Origin of the sequence: Microseira sp. BLCC-F43, from assembly GCF_041929235.1 — a bacterium.
Taxonomy (GTDB): domain Bacteria; phylum Cyanobacteriota; class Cyanobacteriia; order Cyanobacteriales; family Aerosakkonemataceae; genus Microseira.
The window spans coordinates 23,485-47,034 of sequence record NZ_JBHFNP010000030.1 but is presented as its reverse complement, the minus strand read 5'-3'; the positions used below and the strand labels follow the sequence as shown (position 1 = coordinate 47,034).

Here is a 23,550-nt window from a genome sequence, read left to right as displayed (position 1 = left end):
TCTATCTATAGCCCGATTAATTACACTTTAACTAGAAACCGTTATGCATCAAGAACTATACAACTTAGGATTAGAGAAAGTTCGTCAAGGCGACCTAGCGGGGGCAATTAAAGAATTTAGCCGTGCTTTAAAGGTAAATCCTCAATTTAGCGATGCTTACTACAAAAGAGCTGTGACGCGCTTTGACTGCGGAGATCTACAAGGTGCAATTGAAGACTACAACGAAGTTTTGCAGATGCATCCCGATAATATCAACGCTTACTGCGGTCGAGGTTTAACCAATTTGGCGCTGGGAAATATTGCAGCAGCAATCGAAGATGCAACGCAAGCGACGCGCATCAATTCCAACCATGCTCCAGCATATAGTTTGCGAGGAACTGCTTGCCAAAGATTGGGAAATGTGCAGGCGGCGATCGCCAACTTTAAAAAAGCAGCAGAAATTTATTTAGAACAAAAAGACGCGGTTAAATGCCGTCAGTGTATAGAAACAATTAAAAAGCTTCAGCCACCGCCCCCCGCTGCCGAAAATCCAACCAACAATCCCCAATTTAATCCTGAAGAATTCATCAACGAAGCCCTGAAAAAATCAATGTCAGGGGATTACAGTGGAGCAATTGGAGACTTGGATTGGGTAATCCAACTCAATCCTCAAGAAGACAAGGCTTACTTTCATCGCGGGTTAATTTATGCCAGATTAGAAAGTAAATTGGCTGTTATATAACAAGGAAATACGGCAAATTATCAACAAGCATTGTCAGACATTAAAAAAGTAGAAGCATCGCAACAATACCGCAACAGAATGCGAGCAAAACAAGCATATTTATCCAGAGATATTCCGAGAGGCAGACCGAGTTTCAGAGTACAGCAAAGACTAATGATACTCGTTGGCGGTCATTGGGATACAGCGTGGCGACTTGTTGAGTTAGAAAGGGAGAAAAACCCCGGAATGCCAGAAGATTGGTATTGGGAAAAAGCAATTTATAATATAGAGCGCGATCGCGGATTAAAATAGAGGTTGATCTGTAGGGACACGGCATTCAAAATCTTTCCCACAAAACCAAAAATTTTTCATGCCGTGTCCCTACACCAACAATCTTTGATCGCACCCCCATCGATCTGCCGCGACACGGCATTCCAAATCTTTCTCACAAGACCAAACAATTCTCATGCCGTGTCCCTACACCATACCCCCATCGCTCTTTTGGGACACGGCATCCACCATCTTTCGGACAAAACCAAAAATTCTCATGCCGTGTCCCTACACCATACCCCCATCGCTCTTTTGGGACACGGCATCCACCATCTTTCGGACAAAACCAAAAATTGATCGTGCCTTCTCCCTACCGCGACCATCTTTGATCGCACCCCCATCGATATGTAGGGACACGGCATCCACCATCTTTCGGACAAAACCAAAAATTGATCGTGCCGTGTCCCTACACCATACCCCCATCGCTCTTTTGGGACACGGCATCCGCCATCTTTCGGACAAAACCAAAAAATTCTCATGCCGTGTCCCTACACCATACCCTCGTCGATATGTAGGGACACGGCATCCACCATCTTTCGGACAAAACCAAAAATTCATTATGCCGTGTCCCTACCGCGACAATCTTGAATTAAAAATCTAAACCCAAATCCAGTATTTGATTTGAATGATATTTAATATTCTCTTGATCGATTTCCCACTGGCGCGGATTGTTGATAATATACTGTCGAATCCAATCCAAACCAATTTCAACGCGAACGATACTTTCGTAATAATTATCTTGCCAGATAGGAGGCGTTTTAGTGCGGCGCATCAGATTAATTCTTTTAGTTACCGCTGATTTGAAAGAACGAACTACTGTAGGAATAGAACCCGGTACGGGTTTGCCAAATTGTTCTTTTCTTGGCCTATTTTTTGGCAATGCCTGATATCCTTCATCGGTAATAATCAGAATGCCATGCAGATGGTTGGGCATTACAACAAAAACATCTAATTGAATGTGGGGAAAACGACGAGGAAGCGCCTGCCAAAAGCTATGGGCAATGTAACCCAAGTAATTCTTCTGCATTTTCCCATTATCTATATCACCAAACCAACATTGCCGTTCGTAGGTGCAAATTGTGATGTAATAAGCACCCGGTTGGGTGTAATCGTATTCGGGTAATCGAATAGAACGTCGGTGATGTTTTTTGGGGTTATATGCCATTGGGGAAATTATATTTAAAAAAAAATGCCTGCTGTAGGGAACATAATTAATATTGTTTGCTTTTCCCAAGATATCTTTGATGCCGTGACCCTAGACAACCGTGGATATACCAAATCTAGGGACACGGCATAATTAATGTTATTTTCCCTTACACAACCGTGGATATACCAAATCTAGGGACACGGCATAATTAATGTTATTTTCCCTTGCCAAGATATCTTTGACGCCGTGTCCCTACGCCAACAATCTTTAATCGCACCCCCGTCGATATGTAGGGACACGGCATCCACAATCTTTCCCACAAGACCAAAAATTTATCATGCCGTGTCCCTACTACCGCGACTTTGACGCCGTGTCCCTACGCCACCGTGGATATACCAAATTTAGGGGCGCGATCGCATAAAATAAAATACCCCCTCTCCTATTAAAGCAGAGGGGGATGAAAGTGTTTCTAACTATTCACACCCACCAAGCGCGAGGTCATAAACCGATCCATCCAGTTTTCCAAATAAGCTTGATTTGCTTTTTGTTCTTTCGGATCGGTTGTGTTGAGGGGATGAGGTGCCAATCCCAAAATTGCCGCCGTTGTAACGCAGAACATAGACTTTTGAAAAGTTTGACAAATTTGCACTCGCAAATCATCTTCTCCCCGACGGGTTTTGCGGTAAACTTCGTGCAAATATTCTGGGAGATAATGACGCATATCTTGCATCAATTGCGTGGGTGGAATTCCCGCCCCACCAATAGGTAATGGATCGGCATACAATGCCCCATATTCAAATCTACCTTGATCTGGGGAAATAGCTTGAGCTTGTGCGTTGTAAGAAACCGTACCGGGGAATGGCGTGCCTCTAAAGAAAACTGCCTCAACGTAAGGGACGGCGGTATCAGCAAGGAAGGTTAACCCTGCCGATTTTGGGATAATTTCGTACACTTTACCGTCAATTTTAACCGAGTAGGTAATCGGCAAATTTGCTGCTGCTACTAACGCATCTAAGATATGTTGTACGACTTGGGGAATCGATTTAATTTCTCCTCGGTCATATCGATCGGATAAATCGAGGAACATCGGACACATCACCTGCCAAAATTGACCCAAAGCGCTGTAATAAGCAAAGAGACGCACCTGTTCGGGTAAAAATTCTGGAAACAGTTGTTGCACGCCTTGGATGAAGAAATTATGCTTAATTTTGGCAAGGATTGCGGGTTGCGATCGCTTCCTAAACTCCTGTGAATCTAAATAAGCATCCAACCCGCCGCCGCCGTGCCACATCATCGTTCTCATGCAGTACTCTGCATACTCAAAATTAATGCGATCGTGCCACCAATGGCGCAGCAATTTTCCCCAAGTAATCTCGCCGTTGAAGTATTTAAAAAAGGGAAACAGCACTAAAAATTGATGGTCGGCAATGTAGAGGAGATTTTTATAGTAGGCGTCCATCACCACGCCATAACTTTTGAGAATTCCCACCACTTCCAATACATTTTCCGGCGTATCTTGCAGCAGCGCTTGTCCCCTTTTCAGACGGTTAATATATTCTGTAAGCGGGTGTTGATGTTTTAAAATTGTGTTCGTCATGGGTAATTGGTAATGGGTAATTGGTCAATCGCCCATAACACAGAGTTTAAATTAGGATGAAGAGATGGCTTTAATTTAAACATCCCTGCATCCGTATCAAAATCCGTGAAGGGCGAGGTTGATTAATGACCGCTAATTGCAGAAACTTGTGCCACTGCTGGATAATTTGTCAGCATCGCGGTGGTGGTGCTTTCTGTCCAATGCACCATCCAAGCTGGTTGCAAGCCCAAGATTACAATCAGGATAGCAAGAACGATCGCAGGCGCGCGATCGCTCCACTGCACAGGTGGTAAATACGTCACTTTTTCCGATAGTCTGCCAAAAAATGCCCGGTTCACCAACAGCAGGAAATAAACCGAGGTTAACCCCGTCCCAATCATCGACAGCAAGGTTTGAGTCGGAAATACCGGCAAACTGCCGCGAAATACCAAAAATTCCGAAATAAAGCCCACCATCCCCGGAATTCCAGCACTCGCCATCACGCCCACAATCATCAAGCTACCCACGACAGGCAAACCCCGTTCCGGGTTCAACAGTCCGCGCAGAATCTCGATATCCCGCGTACCTGTCTTTTTATATACAACGCCTACCAGGAGAAACAACAGGGCAGAAATTAAACCGTGACTGAGCATTTGCAGAACTGCGCCCAATAGCGCCAGGGGTGTAGCGGCGGCTGCGGCGAGGAGGACGTAACCCATGTGACCGATCGAACTAAAGGCCACCATTTTTTTCATGTCGGTTTGAGCGATCGCGTTAAACGAACCGTACAATACGCTGATCACCGCCCAAGTCGCCAACCAAGGTGCTGCATACGCCCAAGCTTGGGGAAACAAACCTAACCCAAACCGCAGTAACCCGTAAGTCCCCAACTTCAACAGTATCCCCGCTAACAGCACGGAAATCGGCGTGGAAGCTTCCACGTGTGCATCGGGTAACCAAGTGTGGAAAGGTACGAGGGGAATTTTAATCCCAAACCCGACAACAATTGCAGCTAAAAGTAACAATTGCGTTGCCAAAGGTAGGGTGTTACCCAGTAGCGGTTCGTAAGCAAAACTGGGACTATGGCTAAGCCAAACTAACCCAAAGAAAGCGGCTAAAATCAGAATTCCAGAAATCGCCGTATAGATGAGAAATTTCGTAGCTGCATAACCCCGACGCTGACCGCCCCAAATAGCAATCAACAGATACAGTGGAATTAATTCCAACTCGTAAAACAAGAAAAACAGCAGCAAATCTTGCGCCAGAAAAGCTCCAGCTACACCCGCATTCAACAACAAAACCAAAGTGTAGTAAAATCGGGGTCGCGAGATAGATGTCTCGCTGCTGGAAATCGCAAGGCAAGTCAGCAGACTATTTAAAACCAGCAAAGGCAAAGACAACCCATCCACGCCGAGATGGTAAGTTAAGCCTAAACTATCAATCCAGGGGATAAACTCTGAGAATTGCTGGTTGATATCCTGGGGGTTAAACTGACTCCCCACGACCAGCGACCAGAGAAATAAACCACATGCGATCGCCAAGGTCACTCGCCGGATAATTATAGGCGCTACAGTTCCTGGCCATAACCCCACAATAATCGCACTTATCAACGGCACCAAAATTAAGGCACTAAGCATTTATCGCTCTTGCTCCTAAGTTTTTGATAATTGGTAATTGCTAATGGCTAATTGCTCGCTTGGTATGTGCTATTAGCCATTAGCCATTAGCTAATAGCTAATTGCTAATGGCTAATTGCTCGCTTGGTATGTGCTATTAGCCATTAGCCTCGTTCCCAAGGCTCTGCCTGGGAACGCCATTAGCTATTTACTGAGTGCTAATCGCCAAAATTCCCAATCTACAATTGCTTTGACAGCTTCTGGATCGATGAACCAACTCATCAAAAAGGCAAAAACGCTAGTTCCCAGCAAAATTGTCAGCACGTAAAACTGGGATTGACCAGAAACGCTGTATTTCAAGCTTTGTCCGCCGAAAATTGTGCCAAAGCCGACTAAATTAACCAATCCATCTACAATGTAGCGGTCAATGGCAGAATTTAACCGGGACAATTGGTTGACAGCAAAAACTACGCTGTAGCGATACAGTCTATCCACGTAAAAGTCATAAGCCAACAAGTCTTGCACAAATCTCAAAGGTACTTGTATCGGTCTTGACCAAGTGCGTTGCAGATCGACTGTCGCACCCAAAGCGGTACCAAATAACCCCGATGCAACTAACAGCAAAACTGCATCTCGGTTGATATACATCCAGTCTGGCAGCAAATCCAAGCGCTGCATCATCCCAGGAACGAATAGGGTGAAAATGGTCAACGAAACCATCGGCACTGCCATAGGCCATGCTACCTCTGGGGCGCGACGAGTTTTCGGCGCAGTTGGTCCCAAGAATGTCAGGCGAAAAACGCGGGTTAAATTTAAGGCAGTCAAGGCGTTAACTAACAGCAAAACTGCCACAATCCAAGGTTGGGATGTCCAAAAGTCGTCCATCCCCAATCGCAACGCCCAAAAACCGCCCAAAGGCAGCAGTCCGATTAACCCCGCCGAACCTACGATAAAAGCAGTGGTTGTAGCGGGCATTTTTGACCACAGGCCGCCCATTTCGGTTAAATTTTGGTTGTTGGTGGTGAGTATGACCGAGCCAGCGCTCATGAATAATAAAGCTTTGGCGATCCCATGGGCGAGTAGTAACATCAGCGCAAATCCCGTCCATTGATACCCAACGGCGATAAAGACCAATCCCAAATAAGCGCTGGTGGAATGGGATAATGCCCGTTTGATGTCAATTTGCGCCATCGCTACCAAAGACGCACCGATGGCAGTTGTTGTACCAATTACTACCAACGCCATCGACGCTACTGGGGAAAGTACCAATACCGGCTGAAGTTTAATCAGCACGTAAGCACCGCCAGCAACGACAACCGAGTTTCGCAATATCGAAGCGGGGTTTGGCCCTTCCATCGCTTCATCCAGCCACATGTGCAGCGGAAATTGAGCGCATTTCCCCGTCGGTCCCGCAATTAAAGCTAAACCTAATAAAGTTGCTACCGTTGGCGACAAGGTAGTATTTTCTGCCCAGTCATACAAATCTGGCCAGTTCAAACTTCCCGCCATTGTCGCTAATGTTACCACCCCCATCAGCAGCAGCACGTCTCCTACCCGTTTGGTTAAAAACGCATCTCGTGCTGCGGTTACCACTAAAGGTTGTGCGTACCAAAAACCCACCAGCAAATAAGTAGAAAGCGTCAGCATTTCCAGCAAGGCGTAAGTCAAAAATAACGAGTTACTAATTGCCACGCCACTCATCGCCCCTTCAAAAAATCCCATCAGAGCAAAAAAGCGGGCTAATGCCCAGTCTTTCTCCATGTATCCCAGGGCGAAGAGTTGAGCTAACAAACTTAACCCCGTTACCAACTCCATCGCCCCCACACTCACCGATGAGATATCAATCGCAAAGGATAAATCCAGATCTGCTACGGTTAGCCAGTGGAGGATTAATTCTTGTGGCTCTTTGTTCCAGGTAGATCTAAAAACAATTGTGCCGTGAACAAATGCCAGCACGGTCATCAACAGGTTGAAGTAAGCTGCCGGTCTAGGTCCCGTGCGACGAATGATGCCCATCGACCAGGGTAAGGTCAAGACCGCACCAATCAGTCCATAAAAAGGCACCCACCAACTTGTTTGGGTGAGAAACTCTGTCATCTAAAAGTCTCCGGTATGTGTGTCACCTTTGTGTTTTTAAACCAGGGATGAACACGACGCGGCGGTTTTAACCGCAGTCACAATTAATCCGGTTGAGCGTCGTATCAATCGGACGAGAGTTTTTACTGAATTGACCATTACGTTTCCAATTGTGGTCAGAGACAGAAACTTGTTTGGAGGTGTCACCACTTACCCAGCCACAATAGGTTTTGTTGCCACAAGTCGCTGCAACATAGTCGCCTTTTCTCAATCCGTGACGAGTAACAGTACCACCATATTTCCTTCTAATTCCACCTTTTGCAGGAACCATCAGATGTAATTGACGGCGCGATCCAGTCTGGCGACGAATCACAGCCAATGGTGCAGGTGTAACAGAAACATTTCCTTTCCACCCCATTGTTTGGCTGTCAATGATGCCGTACCTAATCAATGCACTGCAAGCTAGTGCGATGCCGTCTACAGCGTGTGTAGCAGGTATTGCATCACCGAAGAAGTGTTTCTGTTTGTGCAATCCTAACTGTTGTCTGACATTGGCAGTTTTCCAGCCCTCAATTTGACTGACTTCGCCATATTGCTTAAGATTTTCTAACTGCCATTCCTGACCAACCATTACAGGACTAAAACCTTTGTCGCCACGCGCTTTAACTACTTCGTAGGCGATCGTTGTAATAGGGTAAATTAGCGACAATTCGCTCAAGATCCGCAACTCCAATTCACGGTTGGCTCGAATGCTTGGTGGAACCTTGCATTGCTTGCGATTGTTAAACCGTTTTTGGCGATCAGGGCGTTGATTAAACGCAACCTTGCGATTAATACGACGACCTCTATGCCCTCTACGCATCATCAAACGTTGCTCCATGCGTCCAGAAACGGTTTTAAATGGCAGTTGAAGATGCCCCATCCACAAGGTAGATTTCGCAGATTGGACTCCAATAGCTGTGTAAAGCTTGCCTGGATCAATGCCAACCGCTACCCTCTGAGTATTGAACTCTTCAGGATTGTTGACTAACTGTACCTGGAAAATACCAAGGTCGTTGTATACTACTTTGCCTTTTCCTTCCTTTAACCAACGTCTCGCCCTGCTAGACTTGGTTGGCATTAATCGTTTGCCTGATGGTGATAAAACTGGTACTCGTAACATGGAGATAATCCTTCGAGTAAAGTTGACTCGTCCCCTCGCCCACCTAATTCAAGATGTCTTGGCTTTCCCAACGACTAGACAAACAGTCTTGTAATCTGTCCGGACTGGGGAAGTATCCGGAAGTACTTGCCAGAACTAGGCTCTGTGGGCTATTCACCAATTAATTAGGTATTTGTCTACCTAATCTCCGTCTATGGGAGAGCCCAGAAGGTGAAACTAAGAATGTCCTTGCTATTTTTGCCTCAAAAACAAAGCAGCACCACTCACCAATCGCAATTCACTCCAAGCGTGTCTTGCCATTGACGATTCATATTGGATTGATTAGATTTTGTTTACTTTAACCTTTAAATTGCTCAAGATTAATACTTCATACCTAAAATAATTATTAACGACCACCCCCATAGCTCCCGATCTTATCTATGGTTCTCTCAGTGCCTGTACTGAGTCTGCTTGTGTTTATATTATCTACAGGCTTGGTGGAGTTACCGTCGGTTGACCCATCTCCCATCGAAAATGCCCTCCCACCCCCACTGCTTTTTTAGTTTAGGGTACTTTAGACAAACATCCTCTATCCTCTGGCTGACAGGTCAGATAATTCCCAGTTATTCCATAGTTATGAAAAAATTATAAAACATAACCAGACCCTTTCCGAACAAATCGACTTTTATTGCTGCCGCTCCTACAGTCCGGCAGTGTTAAGTTTTATTAACATATCTTATATGGAAATATCATAATAATTTATATTGTCAAGGTATCCATGCTTCTCTATGCTTAATGATACGAGGCTAAAAATAGTACTCGCTCAGAAAAATGGGTATTCTCGTCCAAATTTATGTTAGAGGCAAAAAATGGACGAAAATAGGTTGGCGATCGCTTAAGGAGGAAGATAATGCCAATTGCAGTTGGAATGATTGAAACGAGAGGCTTTCCTGCCGTTGTAGAAGCGGCAGACGCAATGGTGAAAGCAGCTCGCGTCACTTTGGTCGGTTATGAAAAAATCGGTAGCGCCCGCGTCACGGTAATCGTCCGGGGCGACGTATCCGAAGTACAAGCCTCGGTAGCCGCAGGCGTCGAAGCAGCCAAACGGGTAAACGGCGGCGAAGTCGTATCGACCCACATCATCGCCCGTCCCCACGAAAACCTGGAATACGTCCTGCCGATTCGTTACACCGAAGCGGTGGAACAATTCCGCACCTAAGTTTTCCAGCCTAATAGACTCGCGTCTTGATAACTGGCAAGTCCCTTGTCCAAACTCTATAGCAGCACTTTGATTCAGCGAAGGAAGAACTCATGGCAATTGCAGTTGGAATGATTGAAACCCTCGGCTTTCCAGCCGTGGTAGAAGCCGCCGACGCAATGGTGAAAGCCGCCCGCGTCACTTTGGTCGGATATGAAAAAATTGGCAGCGGTCGCGTCACCGTAATTGTGCGGGGAGATGTATCCGAGGTGCAAGCGTCCGTAGCAGCAGGCGTAGAATCTGTCAAGCGGGTAAACGGCGGGCAAGTAGTCTCTACACACATCATTGCCCGTCCCCACGAAAACCTGGAGTACGTCCTACCCATTCGTTACACCGAAGCAGTAGAACAATTCCGCGAGAGCGTCAGCGGCATTCGACCTCTCAACAGACCATAGGATAGGTAATGGCGTTCCCAGGCAGAGCCGTGGGAACGAGGGTAATCGGTAATCGGCATCAAAAACATCAACCAATTACCAATTACCAATTACCAATTACCAATTAGCAAAAATGCAAATTGCCAAAGTTCGCGGCACCGTAGTCAGTAACCAAAAAGAGCAATCCCTCAGAGGGTTAAAACTGCTCATGGTGCAACTAATAGATGAGGAAGGACAGCTACTTCCGAAATATGAAGTAGCAGGGGATCGGGTTGGTGCTGGCATGGGTGAATGGGTTCTCATCAGCCGTGGTAGCGCCGCCCGTCAAATCGAAGGTAGCGAAAAGAGTCCTATCGATGCCATGGTGGTGGGGATTATCGATACGGTATCGGTTGATAATCGCTCGCTCTACAGCAAGAAGGAAGACTATCGTTAGTCAAGTCAGTTTACCAACAAAATCGGTTATTAGCGCCGTTCTTCTAGAAAGGCTTCCTGATAGAATGTAGTTGGTTTCAGGTTGAAAAACCGCTAGAACGTGCCCGACAAATATGGCTGAAACAGTGCCACACGACAGCCTAGAAAATAACAAAGACCAAGAGCAGCGATAACTCGATAAACAGCGCAGTAAGCCCTTTTCCAGGCTGAATGATTTAGAAAAACATCACTGGAGCAATCCGCGTACCGTGGGGCACACGGAAACGTACCTTGAAATAGGTAAACGCTTGGAGAGTAGTCCACAACAAGGGCGTCTAGATATTAAGTGATATTCTAGTAGGCTCGGACTAGACATAATTGTGTAAGACCTAAGTAGGGGCAACCTAAAAAGGCAGCGATTAGCTCAAGAATCTTCGCCCTTCTGGGGGGGAGAGTTGTCAATTTGTTCAGTCAGCGAGGAATTTAGATATGGTTGCCCGTGGGATTGCGGCACCGCCGACGCCCTGGTCAAGATCTTTGGCAGAGCCAAAGATAGATCCAACTGCCTACGTGCATTCGTTTTCCAATATCATCGGAGATGTGCAAATTGGGGCTAACGTGATGATTGCCCCTGGTACTTCGATTCGCGCCGATGAAGGCACGCCCTTCTATATCGGCGAAGGCACGAACATCCAGGATGGGGTAGTGATTCACGGTTTGGAACAAGGTAGGGTGATTGGAGACGATGCAGAAGAATATTCTGTCTGGATCGGGAAAAATGCTTCAATTACCCATATGGCTTTGATTCACGGTCCTTGCTACGTCGGGGATGATTGCTTTATCGGTTTTCGCTCTACCGTATTTAACGCCAGAGTGGGGAAAGGCAGCATTGTGATGATGCACGCCCTGATCCAAGATGTGGAAATTCCACCCGGTAAGTTCGTACCTTCCGGGTCGATTATTACCACGCAACAGCAAGCCGATCGCCTGCCAGACGTGCAAGAAGAAGATACTGAATTTAGCCGCCACGTCGTCGGTATTAACGATGCCCTCAGATCCGGCTATCAGTGCGCCGACAACGTCGCTTGCATTACCAATATCCGCAACGAACAACTAGGTACAAATAACAATAGTTTTGAATCAGAAAGCACGTCTATGAACACCGCAGAAATCGCTTCCCTCGTCCGCAGTCTGATCGCCAAAGGATGCCGCATCGGTATCGAATATGCAGATGAGCGTCGCTTCCGCACCAGTTCTTGGCAAAGCGCTGGGTCGATCGATGGTGCTAACGAACGGGGAGCGATCGCATCCGTCCAATCCGCACTCAGCGAACACGCCGGAGAATACGTCCGCCTAATCGGCATCGACCCCAAAGCCAAGCGCCGCGTCGTCGAGCAAATTATTCAGCGTCCCGACAGTAGCCAACCCGTAGCCAAAGCTAGCGCCCCTGCAACTAATTATTCACCCTACTCGAGCAACGGTAGCGGAAATTACAGCGGCGCAGCAGCGAGCGGATATATCAGTGCAGAAGTGGTAGAATTTGTCCGCAATCTATTAGCAAAAGGCTACAAGATTGGGACGGAACACGCAGACGAACGCCGCTTCCGCACCAGTTCTTGGCACAGCTGCACCCCGATCGAATCTAAGCCAGAAGCTGAAGTTTTGGCACATCTGGAAGGTTGCTTAGCCGAACATACGGGCGAATACGTCCGCTTGTTTGGCATCGACCCCAAAGCCAAACGCCGCGTCATGGAGCAAATTATCCAGCGTCCCAACGGCAAAACAGTAACAACTGGCACCAGCGCACCCGCAGCAGTTCGCAGCACAGCCAGCGTTGCTACCGCACCCGCTCCAGATAGTTCTGTATTGAATCCGCAAGCAGTAGAACAAGTACGCGAACTGCTATCCCAAGGCTACCGGATTGGTTTGGAACACGCCGATGAGCGCCGCTACCGCACCAGTTCTTGGCAAAGTTGCGGTCCCATCGAAGCCAAAGATGCGCGAGAAGCAATCAGCGCTTTGGAAGCTTCGTTGAATGAGTATAGCGGCGAGTACGTGCGCTTAATTGGAATTGATACCAAAGCCAAGCGCCGCGTTCGCGAAACCATCATTCAACAACCGCACGCTAAAAACGGTAGTCGGTAGAAGCAAAGGTCACCGGGAATTTTAGATTTGAGATTGCAGATTTTAGATTTTGGATTAAATAAAATCGGCAATCTGCAATCTCAAAATCTGCAATCTTAAATCTGCAATCTGCAATTCCCCACGACCCATGACCCATGACCCATGACCTATGCCCCATGCATTTGCCGCCACTACCGTCAATCACCACCTCTCACGTTATCGTTACTGGCGATGTGAGCATTGATAAAAGTGCCGCGATCGCACCAGGGGTAATTCTCCAAGCAGATCCAGACAGTCGAATCATCATCGCCGCCGGTGTCTGCATCGGCATGGGAGCTATCCTTCACGCCCACAAAGGCATCCTGGAAATAGACGCAGGAGCAATTTTAGGCGCAGGCGTCCTCGTCGTCGGAGTTGGCAAAATTGGAGCAAATGCCTGCATCGGTGCCGCGACGACAATTTGGAACAGTTCGGTTGACTCTTGGCAAGTCTTGCCAGCGGGGTCGATGGTAGGAGAAACCGGACGTAAAATCGCCGACAATTCCCCACCACCACAACAAGAAACCCCCGAAGTCACGCCAGAAGTTAAACCAGCAAACTTTGAAACAACAACCTTGACAGAAGAAGTCAAAGCAACAAACTTGAAAGCAGCGACTGCGACAGAAGAAGTCAAAGCAGCAAACTTGGAAGCAGCGACCTCGACAGAAGAAGTCAAACCAGTAACTGACGAATCTGTACCAGTCAAAGAACAACAAGTTGAAGCAGCGACCTCGGAAGCAGATACCGCCGCAACTGCCTTTGAGGATAATGGCATCAACGGTAAGTCAGCAGCGGCTATTGAACAACCAGCCACCGCCCCAACTGAGCCACCTGCTAGCCCAGAAGTTGAATTGACCCCACAGCAAGCGCCCAACTCAGACAGTATTTCTGTTGGCGTGACCGTTTACGGTCAAGCGCACCTAAACCGACTGCTGCTGACGCTATTTCCTTATAAATCAGCGACTAACCCCCCCAAAAACGAGGAGTGAAGTAAATCGGGATATAGCAGCAGCCAAGCTAGGGAATTTTAGATTTTAGATAAAGATTCAATCGGCAATTTGAAATCTTTAATTCTATTGCTAACCATCCATCAACCGCTAAGAAAGGTCATACTTATAATTAGGAGCTTCTGTTTTTTTCGCGGAGGTCATCGGTGGAGCAAAGAAAGCCAGGGCTGGTTCAATACCAAAGGTCAGGTCAAACGCAAAGTCAAACCAGAAACTTCCGGGATGCTTCCTTGGGAATGGTTTCGACTCGGAGTTTTCCTGCCATCGTCGGAACAGCCGATATGATGTTGAAATCGGCGGGAGTGACCTTAGTCGGATTTGAAAAAATCGGCAGCGGTTACTGTACCGCCATCGTCCGAGGAGCGATCGCAGATGTCCGCCTCGCCGTCGAGTCGGGCGCCCAAGTCGCCGAACAGATGGGTCAATTCATCTCCTCCCTCGTCATTCCTCGGCCTCAACCCAATTTAGAAGTGATTCTACCCATCGGCAGTCGCTTGCTCGATCTGGCAGAAAATAATAGCAGTCGCCTCAGCAACCAATCGATGGGCTTATTGGAAACTAGAGGCTTTCCAGCAATGGTGGGCGCCTGCGACGCCATGATGAAAGCCGCAGATGTCGTCCTAGCCGCCTACGAAACTACCGGGGATGGCTTGTGTACTGCGATTATCCGGGGGTCCGTGGCAAACGTAGCCGTTGCCGTAGACGCCGGGATGCGCGAAGCCGAGCGAATTGGCGAATTCCACTCGCTGATGGTGATTCCCCGCCCGTTGGATGACTTGGAAAAGACTCTCCCCCTCGCCAGCTGCTGGATCGAAGAGAAACCGAAACCCCAACCGCTCATGTTACCCGTCAACGTCAAGGAAGAAGAAAAACAACTCGTAGAACTGCCAGATTTAACCAAGTTGCCGATTTCCATCAAAGAATAGTTTCCCGGGATCGATTGGTCACCTCAAGGTGGATAATTAGATCTAAACCGCCTAGCAGCAAATCGATACAAATAAAAAAGCGCTGCTCATTTAGCTTTAGGTGCGTTCGGGGAATGGCCCTGTGAGACACAGGATAATTATCAATAATTCCTTCCCCAACCGTTTACCCTGCCAACTTGCAACGCTCCTGCGAAGGAAGACTGTCACTTTGTTCAGTGATTCCATCATAACCAGGAAATTTCCTAGATAAAAGACATTATTATTCATAGTTATGATAGACTGGTGTCTATAGTTACCGGCCAGGAGAGGGGCGGTTGAAGCAGGCAACGCTGCACCAGCTAAAAGTATTTGAAGTCGTCGCTCGACACGGAAGCTTTACCCGTGCCGCTGAGGAACTGTTCCTTACCCAGCCTACGGTTTCGATCCAAGTCAAACAACTCACCAAGGCTGTCGGGTTGCCTTTGTTCGAGCAGGTAGGCAAGCGCCTCTACCTCACAGACGCAGGGCGAGAACTGTTGACAACTTGTCGCGAAATCTTCGACAGGTTAGACCAGTTCGAGATGACAGTCGCCAATTTCAAAGGGTTGAAACAGGGAAGGTTGCGACTCGCGGCAGTCACTACCACAAAATACTTCGTACCGCGGTTATTGGGGCCGTTTTGCCAGCGGTATCCCGGTATCGACGTTGAATTCCAGGTGACCAACCACGAGGGGTTAGTGGCGCGTCTGTCGGAAAATTTAGACGACCTGTATATTCTCAGCCAACTACCAGAGCATCTCGATATCAGTTACCATGCCTTTTTGGAAAATCCCCTGGTAGTGTTGGCTCCGATGGATCATCCTCTGGCGCATGAGAAAAATATCCCGATCAAACGCCTGGTTGATGAACCGTTTATTATGCGCGAACCCGGATCGGGAACGCGAAGTTCGGTGCAAAAATTGTTTGACGAGCAGGGAATTGCCGTGAGAGTCAGGCTGGAATTGGGCAGCAATGAGGCGATTAAGCAAGCAATCATTGGTGGATTGGGGATTTCAGTCTTATCTCGCCACACGTTAGGGTTGGAAGGAACAAGCGATAAACTGACTATCCTGGATGTGGAGGGGTTTCCAATTCGGCGTCAATGGTATGCGATCTACCCTGCGGGAAAACAACTTTCGGTTGTGGCGCAGACTTTCTTCGAGTATTTGTTGGAAGAAGTGAAGCGAATTACGGCTGGAGTTAATAGCAACGCAGTAGAGAGCGAGAGAAAATCTGGTTGAAGGGTTTGAAGCGATCGCAAATACTTAAAATCCCCGCTGATTCCGGCTGAAAAACTAGGAGAATGCGGGTTACAGGCTCTGACTTGCAGCTAGCCATCAACGGTAATTCAATGGTTTCAGCCTCTGAAATAAAAACTGTCCGTAATGGACATTTAATAAAATTTTAACTTTTCAACCCTTAACTAAATCTGATTTGTGAGATAATTTTTTCCGGTCATAAAATTATCTCTATTATCGAAGGTAGATTTCATGCAAGCAAATTCAGAACCTCAACAAGGAAAGATTGTAGTTGCCGCTGACGAATACACTTTAACCGATGTGGGATTTCTCCGCGCCCCAGATACAGAAACTTTTGTGAAAAACATTGCCAATTGGTTTACAGGCGGTGCAAAGGGCAAATTCCACGCCTACTCAGCTAACGGCGGTCTGATCCAATCTCGGTTAGCAAAAACAATGACAGATGCAGGTCATACCTGGACTGTAAACGTTAACCAGAAATTCGACCTCGACACATTAAAACAATATAACGGCGTATTTCTGGGTGGAGTTCCGAAGGATAACCAGGTGCTGATCGATTATGTCAAATCAGGAGGTAACGTTTACCTGATGGCTGGGACGGGATACGGCACCTATGAAGATGAAGCCAAGCGGTGGAAGACATTTCTCAATGAATTTGGATTGGAAATTTCTCCCTATAAAATCAATATTAATGGCAATTTGGTAATTACGAGTAATCATCCAATTTTTGCGGGAGTTAAATGTCTTTACTGTGATCTCGCTCAGCCAATTCTCAATACCAAGCCCGATGTGAAAAACCAGCAAGTTTTTCACAGCGATCCAGGTTTATATGCAGCATTTGAAAATCCAGGAACTCAACAAGGAAAGATTGTAGTTGCCGCTGACCAAAGGCCTTTAACCAATACGGGATTTGACCGCGCCCCAGATACAGAAATTTTTGTGAAAAACATTGCCAATTGGTTTACAGGCGGTGCAAAGGGCAAATTCCACGTCTACTCAGCTAACAGCGGTCTGATCCAATCTCGGTTGGAAAAAGCAATGACAGATGCCGGTCATACCTGGACTGTAAAGGTTAGCCAGAAATTCGACCTCGACACCTTAAAACAATATAACGGCATATTTTTGGGTGCAGAGCCGAAGGATAACCAGGTGCTGATCGATTATGTCAAATCAGGAGGTAACGTTTACCTCATGGCTGGGACGAGTTACGGCGGCTATGAAGATGAAGCCAAGCGGTGGAAGACATTTCTCAATGAATTTGGATTGGAAATTTCTCCCCACGAAATCAATATTAATGGCAATCGGACAATAAATAGTAGCCATCCAATTTTTGCGGGAGTTAAATATCTTTACTCTGTTATCGCTCAGCCAATTCTCAATACCAAGCCAGAGGCCAAAGACCATCAAGTTTTTCACACCGATCCAGGTTTATATGCAGCAGCAGTATATAACAGAATCGTCACAAGCGGACAATTTGAAGTAAAATCCAACTTTGACACTGGCGTTGAATTTACTAACACCCAGACCAAGGAAGTCTCCTATAAATTTGTGCCATCCGGCACTTGGATACCCGGTAAACGCGAAGAAGGTTTTACAGAAGTTACCGCCGCCGGGGTAAAGGGGATGTCGCCTGAGCTTCAGACAGTGTGGAATGAGAGCTTGAAGGAGCTGCAAAAATATCTGAAATATCCTAACAATACGGCTTTCGCCCTACTTGCAGTAAACAAGACAACTGGTGTTGTAACTGAAGTGAGCGCAGCAACGACTATTGTTCTCAAACCTGGTGAAACTTTGGTCTTCATAGTTAATGATTTTCCGCCAGACTACGGTGATAATGTTGGCAGCCTGACTGTCAATTGGTCAGCCCTCAATTAACAAAATGAGCGCGTTTGGGAAAGCTGCAATATCCTCCGAAAAATCGTCGGTTTCGACCAGCGAGATTGACGCATCACCTTTGTTTTTGGCGCAGCGTGCCTAAGTTTTGTTGCAGCTAGCCATCAACGGTAATTCAAACGTTTCAGCCTCTGAAATACAGCGGATTGCCAGGGAGTGAGGGAAAGCCTTTTGGGTTGGTGTGCACGCAGCATTAATGCTGGTTGCACACCAAGCCGTACCTCATACGGCTGCAATCCGCTATAAAAACTGTCGGGAGTCTGGATGCATATTTAATAAAAATTTAACTTTTCAAAGTTTAACTAAATCTGATTTGTGAGAGAATTTGACGGTTCAACAAAATTATCTCTGTTATCGAAGGGAGATTTCATGCAAACAAATTCAGAACCTCAACAAGGAAAGATTGTAGTTGCCACAGACGAATACACCTTAACCGACACGGGATTTGTCCGCGCCCCAGATACAGAAATTTTTGTGAAAAACATTGCCAATTGGTTTACAGGCGGTGCTAAGGGAAAATTCCACGTTTACTCAAGTAACGGCGGTCTGGTTCAATCTCGGTTAGCAAAGGTAATGACAGATGCCGGTCATACCTGGACTGTAAACGTTGGTCAGAAATTTGACCTCGCCACTTTAAAACAATATAACGGCATATTTCTGGGTGCAGAGCCGAAGGATAACCAGGTGCTGATCGATTACGTCAAAGCCGGAGGTAACGTTTACCTCATGGGCGGTACGGGATACGGCGGAGCTGAAAATGAAGCCAAGCAGTGGAAGACATTTCTCAATGAATTTGGATTGGAATTTTCTCCCCATTACAACAATATTGATGGCAATTTGGTAATTAATAGTAGCCATCCAATTTTTGCGGGAGTAAAATGTCTTTTCTATTATGGCGCTCAGCCAATTCTCAATACCAATGCCGATGGAAACCATCAAGTTTTCGAGAGCGATCCAGGTTTACATGCAGCATTTGAAAATCCAGGAACTACACAAGGAAAGATTGTAGTTTCAGCTGACGAATGGGTTTTATGCGACACGGGATTTGTCCGCGCCCCAGATACAGAAATTTTTGTGCAAAACATTGCCAATTGGTTTACAGGCGGTGCAAAGGGCAAATTCCACGTCTACTCAGCTAACCATGGTCTGATCCAATCTCGGTTGGCAAAAGCAATGACAAATGCAGGTCATACCTGGACTGTAAACGTGAGCCAGAAATTCGACCTCGCCACCTTAAAACAATATAACGGCGTATTTCTGGGTGCAGAGCCGAAGGATAATCAGGTGCTGATCGATTATGTCAAATCAGGAGGTAACGTTTACCTGATGGCTGGGACGGGGTACGGCGGCTATGAAAATGAAGCCAAGCAGTGGAAGACATTTCTCAATGAATTTGGATTGGAAATTTCTCCCTACCCAATCCATATTGATGGCAATTTGGTAATTACGAGTAGCCATCCAATTTTTGCGGGAGTTAAATGTCTTTTCTATTATGTCGCTCAGCCAATTCTCAATACCAAGCCCGATGTTAAAAACCAGCAAGTTTTTCACAGCGATCCCGGTTTATATGCAGCATTTGAAAATCCAGGAACTCAACAAGGAAAGATTGTAGTTTCCGCTGACGAATACCCTTTAACCGACGTGGGATTTGTCCGCGCCCCAGATACAGAAATTTTTGTGAAAAACATTGCCAATTGGTTTACAGGCGGTGCAAAGGGCAAATTCCACGTCTACTCAGCTAACCATGGTCTGATCCAATCTCGGTTGGCAAAAGCAATGACAGATGCCGGTCATACCTGGACTGTAAACGTTGGTCAGAAATTTGACCTCGCCACTTTAAAACAATATAACGGCGTATTTCTGGGTGCAGAGCCGAAAGATAACCAGGTGCTGATCGATTACGTCAAATCCGGAGGTAACGTTTACCTGATGGGCGGTACGGGATACGGCGGAGGTGAAAATGAAGCCAAGCAGTGGAAGACATTTCTGAATGAATTTGGATTGGAAATGTCTCCCTACTACATCAATATTGATGGCAATCGGACAATAAATAGTAGCCATCCAATTTTTGCGGGAGTTAAATGTCTTTACTCTTATGTCGGTCAGCCAATTCTCAATACCAAGCCCGAGGCGAAAGACCATCAAGTTTTTTACAGCGATCCTGGTTTATATGCAGCAGCAGTATATAACAGAATCGTCACAAGCGGACAATTTGAAGTAAAATCTAACTTGGACACTGGCGTTGAATTTACTAACACCCAGACCAAGGAAGTATCCTATACATTTGTGCCATCCGGCACTTGGATACCCGGGAAACGCGAACAAGGTTTTTCAGAAGTTACCGCCGCCGGGGTAAAGTCGATGTCGCCTGAGCTTCAGACAATGTGGAATGATCTCTTGAAGGATCTGCAAAAATATCTGAAATATCCTAACAATACGGCTTTCGCCCTACTTGCAGTAAACAAGACAACTGGTGTTGTAACTGAAGTGAGCGCAGCAACGACTATTGTTGTCAAACCTGGTGAAACTTTGGTCTTCATAGTTAATGATTTTACGACAGACTACGGGGATAATATTGGCAGCCTGACTGTCAATTGGTCAGCCAGTTGAAGGAAATAAGGAAGCTTACGAATCTCTCTCTGCACAGTTTGCAAATTGAGAGCGTTGTCAGTCCTGAATTAGCAATTGAGGTGAGCAATCACCTCTTTTTTTATAAAAATTTACAAAAAAGTATAGTTCAAAATACCGATTGTATTTTTAAATCCCCGCCTAAAAAATCTATCCTTAGATAGATTTTTTAGGCGGGGCGTACTGGTAGCGTACATAAGGCTAAAAAATTAAGTAATACGAATCCGAAAGCCCAAGGAGAAAAATAATGGCAACACAGCAATTCACGATTGATGCCGTGAAAAACTGCTCGACTGATGGGACTTTATGCCAAACAAAAATAGCACTAAAGGAAGGGCAATTACTAATAGTTAAGGTTGATGAACCAACAAAGACATGGAGCGCATATAAGGATTGTAAAAAATCCTGGGTGAATGCTAACGGTATATCTGCTGTCACAAACAAGATTGATGGCTTGTACAAAGAAGCTACCATACTTGACTGGAACTATGAGTCTGAATTTGCCTTGGGCAGTCTGATCGGGACTCTGGACGGAGGCAGGACTTATTTTCCCGTAGGAACCCATTTGGAAATGACAATTTTAAAGGCTGGCGATCTATCTTTTTTCTTCTGGGGCGGCGATGCCAACACAAATGCAGGTTCTCTGACGGTAACTGTTGAAGTCAAAGACGCATCAAGCTATTACATACCTACAGCAACTGACAAACCTGCGGACAACATTGACTATGAAGCAGAGTATTTCGATATTAATGCGAGAGTACATAGTTTGACTGGAGGGACGCGATTAAATACAGGTATCGAATTAGAACCTGGGGACTTACTAAAAGTTAATGTAGACCCCAAAGATTTATGGAATATGGCGTGGATGGATCGAAATTGCGATGTTAACGCTAACGCTATAAATAAGAACAAGTCTTACCCATGGGGCTATCATGGATCTCCCTTTTCATTTAGGATGGGTAATCTGATTGGGACTCTGGATGGAGGCAAGACCTATTTTGCTGTAGGAACCCATTTGGAAATGACTGTTTTAACTAAAGGTACACTCTCTTTTGTTGTGTGGGATGTCGATTACCTAAATAACAGAGGTTTTGTCAGAGCATTTGTCAAAGTAGTCAAAAAAGGTGGCGCTACCCCGTAGCAGTAAATCCAGGCTTTAAAGGCGAGATAGTAAATTGGCACGGGGTGAGTTATAAATAAAATTAGCCGCCAGGAGAAAATGATGGAAAAACAGCAATACACGCTGGAAATTGACAGCGTAAAAAATTGTTCGACTGATGGCTCTCTGAAAACTACGGATATCAAACTAAAGGAGGGGCAATTACTAATAGTTAATGTAGACCCAGAAAAAACATGGACTCCGCGTAAAAATGAACCTCAATTGTGGGTAAATGCTAACGGTATATCTGCTGTCACAAACAAGATCGATCGCTTGTACAAAGAAGCGACCATAGTGTCGCAGCAAAATGAGTTTGAATTTGCGTTGGGCAGTCTGATCGGGACTCTGGACGGAGGCAAGACCTATTTTCCCGTAGGAACCCATTTGGAAATGACAATTTTAAGAGATGGGGATCTATCTTTTTTCTTCTGGGGCGGCGATGCCAACACAAATGCAGGTTCTCTCACAGCAACTGTCGAAGTCCGAGAATCATCAAGCTATGGCATAACTGAGACAACCGCGAGCTACGATGACGAGGAAGCAAAGTATTTTGATATTAATGCGAGAGTACATAGCTCGAATGGAGGGACGCCCTTAAATACAGGTATCGAATTAGAACCTGGGGACTTACTAATAGTTAATGTAAACCCCAAAGATTTATGGAATCCGAACTGGATGGATCGAAATGCCGATATTAACGCTAACGGTGTTAATATTAAGGGCAAGGGGAATTGGCCATACGGCTATAATTCAAAGCAAAACTTTGAATTTAGGTTGGGTAGTCTGATTGGGACTCTGGATGGGGGCAAGACCTATTTTGCTGTAGGAACCCATTTGGAAATGACTGTTTTAAGTAAAGGTACGCTCTCTTTTGTTTTCTGGGACGTCAATTGGGACAATAACAGAGGTTTTGTCAGAACATTTGTCAAATTAGGAGCGCCTACCCCGCCACTGGAAACGAAGGGACAATTTGAAGTGCCAACTAACTCTGACATTGGCGTTGAATTTAGTAACACCCAGACAAAAGAAGTCTCCTACACATTTACACCCTCTGGCACTTGGAAACCGAAAGGCGATATTCCAGATTGTACCGCCAGCGGATTAAAGGGTTTCCCACCAGAAATTCAGGCTGCCTTGAAAGAGAGCTTAAAAGAATTTCAGCAGTATCTGAAATATCCCAACAATACGGAATTTGCTCTGCTGGCAGTAAACAAGACAACTGGTGTTGTAACTGAAGTGGGTACAGCAACGACTATTGTTCTCAAACCGGGTGAAACTTTGGTCTTCCTAGTCAATGATTACAAGCCGAACTACGGGGATAATATTGGCACCCTGACTGTCAATTGGTCAGCCCTCAATTAACGAAATGAGGGAGTTTGGGAAAGCTTCAATATCCGATTAAACGGGACTTCTCCTCGCCAGGAGAAGTTTCTTTGTCTCAATTCTATAGGGGCACCGGCGGGTGCAAGGTGTGGGTTTTACCAATCAATCTGTTGGAGTCGGAAATTATCTCTAAATCACCCCAGGCATTCGCCGTTTTTCCCCCTCACCCCTGCGTGGGGCGATCGCCTTCCGGGCCCTAGCAGAGAGCGGCTATAAAATCAGGGGGGCTACTATTTTCGCCTGATCGCTGCCAGACTTCGCCCCTTACTTAACGTAACTTTACAAACCGCCTGTCAGCTTGGCCTGAGAATAAATTTGTTTATTATAAGTAGGTGCAGGTAAATAAAGTGAAAATAGTTATATAAATATAGGGCAGGCAGGATGCCCACCCCACAAAGCTTTCAACTCTCTTGTGGGATGGGCGTCTCGCCCGTCGGGTGTTCAGTTTATTTATGCCTACCTACTTATTATTTTTAATAAAA

The 23,550-nt window shown here is 46.0% G+C and carries 19 protein-coding genes; 14 read left to right on the top strand and 5 right to left on the bottom strand.

The annotated features are described in order from the left end of the window. Positions 1-43: 43 nt before the first annotated feature. The 3 genes from ACE1CM_RS04665 (at position 44) to ACE1CM_RS04655 (ending at position 1,327) form a co-directional block, all read left to right on the top strand. Complete coding sequence (locus ACE1CM_RS04665) at positions 44-721, top strand: tetratricopeptide repeat protein (protein ID WP_374876245.1); 678 nt, start codon at positions 44-46, stop codon at positions 719-721. A gap of 30 nt (positions 722-751) precedes the next feature. Next, positions 752-1,012 (top strand): hypothetical protein, encoded by a 261-nt coding sequence (locus ACE1CM_RS04660; protein WP_374876244.1) that lies wholly within the window; start codon positions 752-754, stop codon positions 1,010-1,012. A gap of 63 nt (positions 1,013-1,075) precedes the next feature. Then, complete coding sequence (locus ACE1CM_RS04655) at positions 1,076-1,327, top strand: hypothetical protein (protein WP_374876243.1); 252 nt, start codon at positions 1,076-1,078, stop codon at positions 1,325-1,327. A 292-nt stretch (positions 1,328-1,619) separates the two neighbouring features. Here ACE1CM_RS04655 and ACE1CM_RS04650 read toward each other — a convergent pair whose 3' ends face one another. The 5 genes from ACE1CM_RS04650 to ACE1CM_RS04630 all read right to left on the bottom strand — a co-directional run bounded on the left by ACE1CM_RS04650 (position 1,620) and on the right by ACE1CM_RS04630 (position 8,607). Beyond that, a complete protein-coding gene (locus ACE1CM_RS04650; protein WP_374876242.1) occupies positions 1,620-2,195 on the bottom strand; it encodes a transposase in 576 nt (191 codons plus the stop codon). Between the two features lie 451 nt (positions 2,196-2,646). After that, entirely contained in the window at positions 2,647-3,774 is a 1,128-nt protein-coding gene (locus ACE1CM_RS04645; RefSeq protein ID WP_374876241.1) for a CO2 hydration protein, read from the bottom strand. Positions 3,775-3,896: 122 nt separating this feature from the next. Further along, positions 3,897-5,390, bottom strand: a complete 1,494-nt coding sequence (locus ACE1CM_RS04640; protein WP_374876240.1) for an NADH-quinone oxidoreductase subunit M — start codon at positions 5,388-5,390, stop codon at positions 3,897-3,899. A 183-nt stretch (positions 5,391-5,573) separates the two neighbouring features. Then, positions 5,574-7,466 carry an NAD(P)H-quinone oxidoreductase subunit F gene (locus ACE1CM_RS04635; RefSeq protein WP_374876239.1) on the bottom strand — a complete coding sequence of 631 codons (1,893 nt, stop codon included), beginning with the start codon at positions 7,464-7,466 and terminating at the stop codon, positions 5,574-5,576. Positions 7,467-7,533: 67 nt separating this feature from the next. Next, positions 7,534-8,607, bottom strand: coding sequence for an RRXRR domain-containing protein (locus tag ACE1CM_RS04630; protein ID WP_374876238.1), 1,074 nt, complete (start codon positions 8,605-8,607; stop codon positions 7,534-7,536). Between the two features lie 889 nt (positions 8,608-9,496). Here ACE1CM_RS04630 and ACE1CM_RS04625 point away from each other — a divergent pair. The 11 genes from ACE1CM_RS04625 (at position 9,497) to ACE1CM_RS04575 (ending at position 23,047) form a co-directional block, all read left to right on the top strand. Next, a complete protein-coding gene (locus ACE1CM_RS04625) occupies positions 9,497-9,805 on the top strand; it encodes a carbon dioxide-concentrating mechanism protein CcmK (RefSeq protein ID WP_226587503.1) in 309 nt (102 codons plus the stop codon). A gap of 92 nt (positions 9,806-9,897) precedes the next feature. Beyond that, on the top strand, positions 9,898-10,239 hold the full coding sequence (locus ACE1CM_RS04620) for a carbon dioxide-concentrating mechanism protein CcmK (RefSeq protein ID WP_226587502.1): 342 nt from the start codon (positions 9,898-9,900) through the stop codon (positions 10,237-10,239). 112 nt (positions 10,240-10,351) lie between these two features. Further along, positions 10,352-10,654 carry a EutN/CcmL family microcompartment protein gene (locus ACE1CM_RS04615; RefSeq protein WP_374876237.1) on the top strand — a complete coding sequence of 101 codons (303 nt, stop codon included), beginning with the start codon at positions 10,352-10,354 and terminating at the stop codon, positions 10,652-10,654. 467 nt (positions 10,655-11,121) lie between these two features. Further along, entirely contained in the window at positions 11,122-12,777 is a 1,656-nt protein-coding gene (locus tag ACE1CM_RS04610) for a ribulose bisphosphate carboxylase small subunit (RefSeq protein ID WP_374876236.1), read from the top strand. A 134-nt stretch (positions 12,778-12,911) separates the two neighbouring features. Further along, complete coding sequence (locus tag ACE1CM_RS04605) at positions 12,912-13,784, top strand: carbon dioxide concentrating mechanism protein (RefSeq protein WP_374876235.1); 873 nt, start codon at positions 12,912-12,914, stop codon at positions 13,782-13,784. Between the two features lie 185 nt (positions 13,785-13,969). Next, positions 13,970-14,728 (top strand): BMC domain-containing protein, encoded by a 759-nt coding sequence (locus tag ACE1CM_RS04600; protein WP_374876272.1) that lies wholly within the window; start codon positions 13,970-13,972, stop codon positions 14,726-14,728. A 314-nt stretch (positions 14,729-15,042) separates the two neighbouring features. After that, positions 15,043-15,987 carry a LysR substrate-binding domain-containing protein gene (locus tag ACE1CM_RS04595; protein WP_374876234.1) on the top strand — a complete coding sequence of 315 codons (945 nt, stop codon included), beginning with the start codon at positions 15,043-15,045 and terminating at the stop codon, positions 15,985-15,987. Between the two features lie 249 nt (positions 15,988-16,236). Further along, positions 16,237-17,880 (top strand): hypothetical protein, encoded by a 1,644-nt coding sequence (locus ACE1CM_RS04590; protein ID WP_374876233.1) that lies wholly within the window; start codon positions 16,237-16,239, stop codon positions 17,878-17,880. Between the two features lie 387 nt (positions 17,881-18,267). Then, positions 18,268-20,508 carry a hypothetical protein gene (locus ACE1CM_RS04585; RefSeq protein ID WP_374876232.1) on the top strand — a complete coding sequence of 747 codons (2,241 nt, stop codon included), beginning with the start codon at positions 18,268-18,270 and terminating at the stop codon, positions 20,506-20,508. 265 nt (positions 20,509-20,773) lie between these two features. After that, entirely contained in the window at positions 20,774-21,667 is an 894-nt protein-coding gene (locus tag ACE1CM_RS04580) for a hypothetical protein (protein WP_374876231.1), read from the top strand. Between the two features lie 78 nt (positions 21,668-21,745). Continuing rightward, positions 21,746-23,047, top strand: a complete 1,302-nt coding sequence (locus tag ACE1CM_RS04575; protein WP_374876230.1) for a hypothetical protein — start codon at positions 21,746-21,748, stop codon at positions 23,045-23,047. Positions 23,048-23,550 lie beyond the last annotated feature (503 nt).

Coding starts and splice junctions, on each gene's coding strand:
- ACE1CM_RS04615 (WP_374876237.1), top strand. CDS start 10,352: ATGCAAATTGCCAAAGTTCGCGGCACCGTAGTCAGTAACCAAAAAGAG.
- ACE1CM_RS04645 (WP_374876241.1), bottom strand. CDS start 3,774: ATGACGAACACAATTTTAAAACATCAACACCCGCTTACAGAATATATT.
- ACE1CM_RS04665 (WP_374876245.1), top strand. CDS start 44: ATGCATCAAGAACTATACAACTTAGGATTAGAGAAAGTTCGTCAAGGC.
- ACE1CM_RS04605 (WP_374876235.1), top strand. CDS start 12,912: ATGACCCATGACCTATGCCCCATGCATTTGCCGCCACTACCGTCAATC.
- ACE1CM_RS04635 (WP_374876239.1), bottom strand. CDS start 7,466: ATGACAGAGTTTCTCACCCAAACAAGTTGGTGGGTGCCTTTTTATGGA.
- ACE1CM_RS04580 (WP_374876231.1), top strand. CDS start 20,774: ATGGCAACACAGCAATTCACGATTGATGCCGTGAAAAACTGCTCGACT.
- ACE1CM_RS04650 (WP_374876242.1), bottom strand. CDS start 2,195: ATGGCATATAACCCCAAAAAACATCACCGACGTTCTATTCGATTACCC.
- ACE1CM_RS04640 (WP_374876240.1), bottom strand. CDS start 5,390: ATGCTTAGTGCCTTAATTTTGGTGCCGTTGATAAGTGCGATTATTGTG.
- ACE1CM_RS04590 (WP_374876233.1), top strand. CDS start 16,237: ATGCAAGCAAATTCAGAACCTCAACAAGGAAAGATTGTAGTTGCCGCT.
- ACE1CM_RS04625 (WP_226587503.1), top strand. CDS start 9,497: ATGCCAATTGCAGTTGGAATGATTGAAACGAGAGGCTTTCCTGCCGTT.
- ACE1CM_RS04630 (WP_374876238.1), bottom strand. CDS start 8,607: ATGTTACGAGTACCAGTTTTATCACCATCAGGCAAACGATTAATGCCA.
- ACE1CM_RS04585 (WP_374876232.1), top strand. CDS start 18,268: ATGCAAACAAATTCAGAACCTCAACAAGGAAAGATTGTAGTTGCCACA.
- ACE1CM_RS04620 (WP_226587502.1), top strand. CDS start 9,898: ATGGCAATTGCAGTTGGAATGATTGAAACCCTCGGCTTTCCAGCCGTG.
- ACE1CM_RS04575 (WP_374876230.1), top strand. CDS start 21,746: ATGATGGAAAAACAGCAATACACGCTGGAAATTGACAGCGTAAAAAAT.
- ACE1CM_RS04610 (WP_374876236.1), top strand. CDS start 11,122: ATGGTTGCCCGTGGGATTGCGGCACCGCCGACGCCCTGGTCAAGATCT.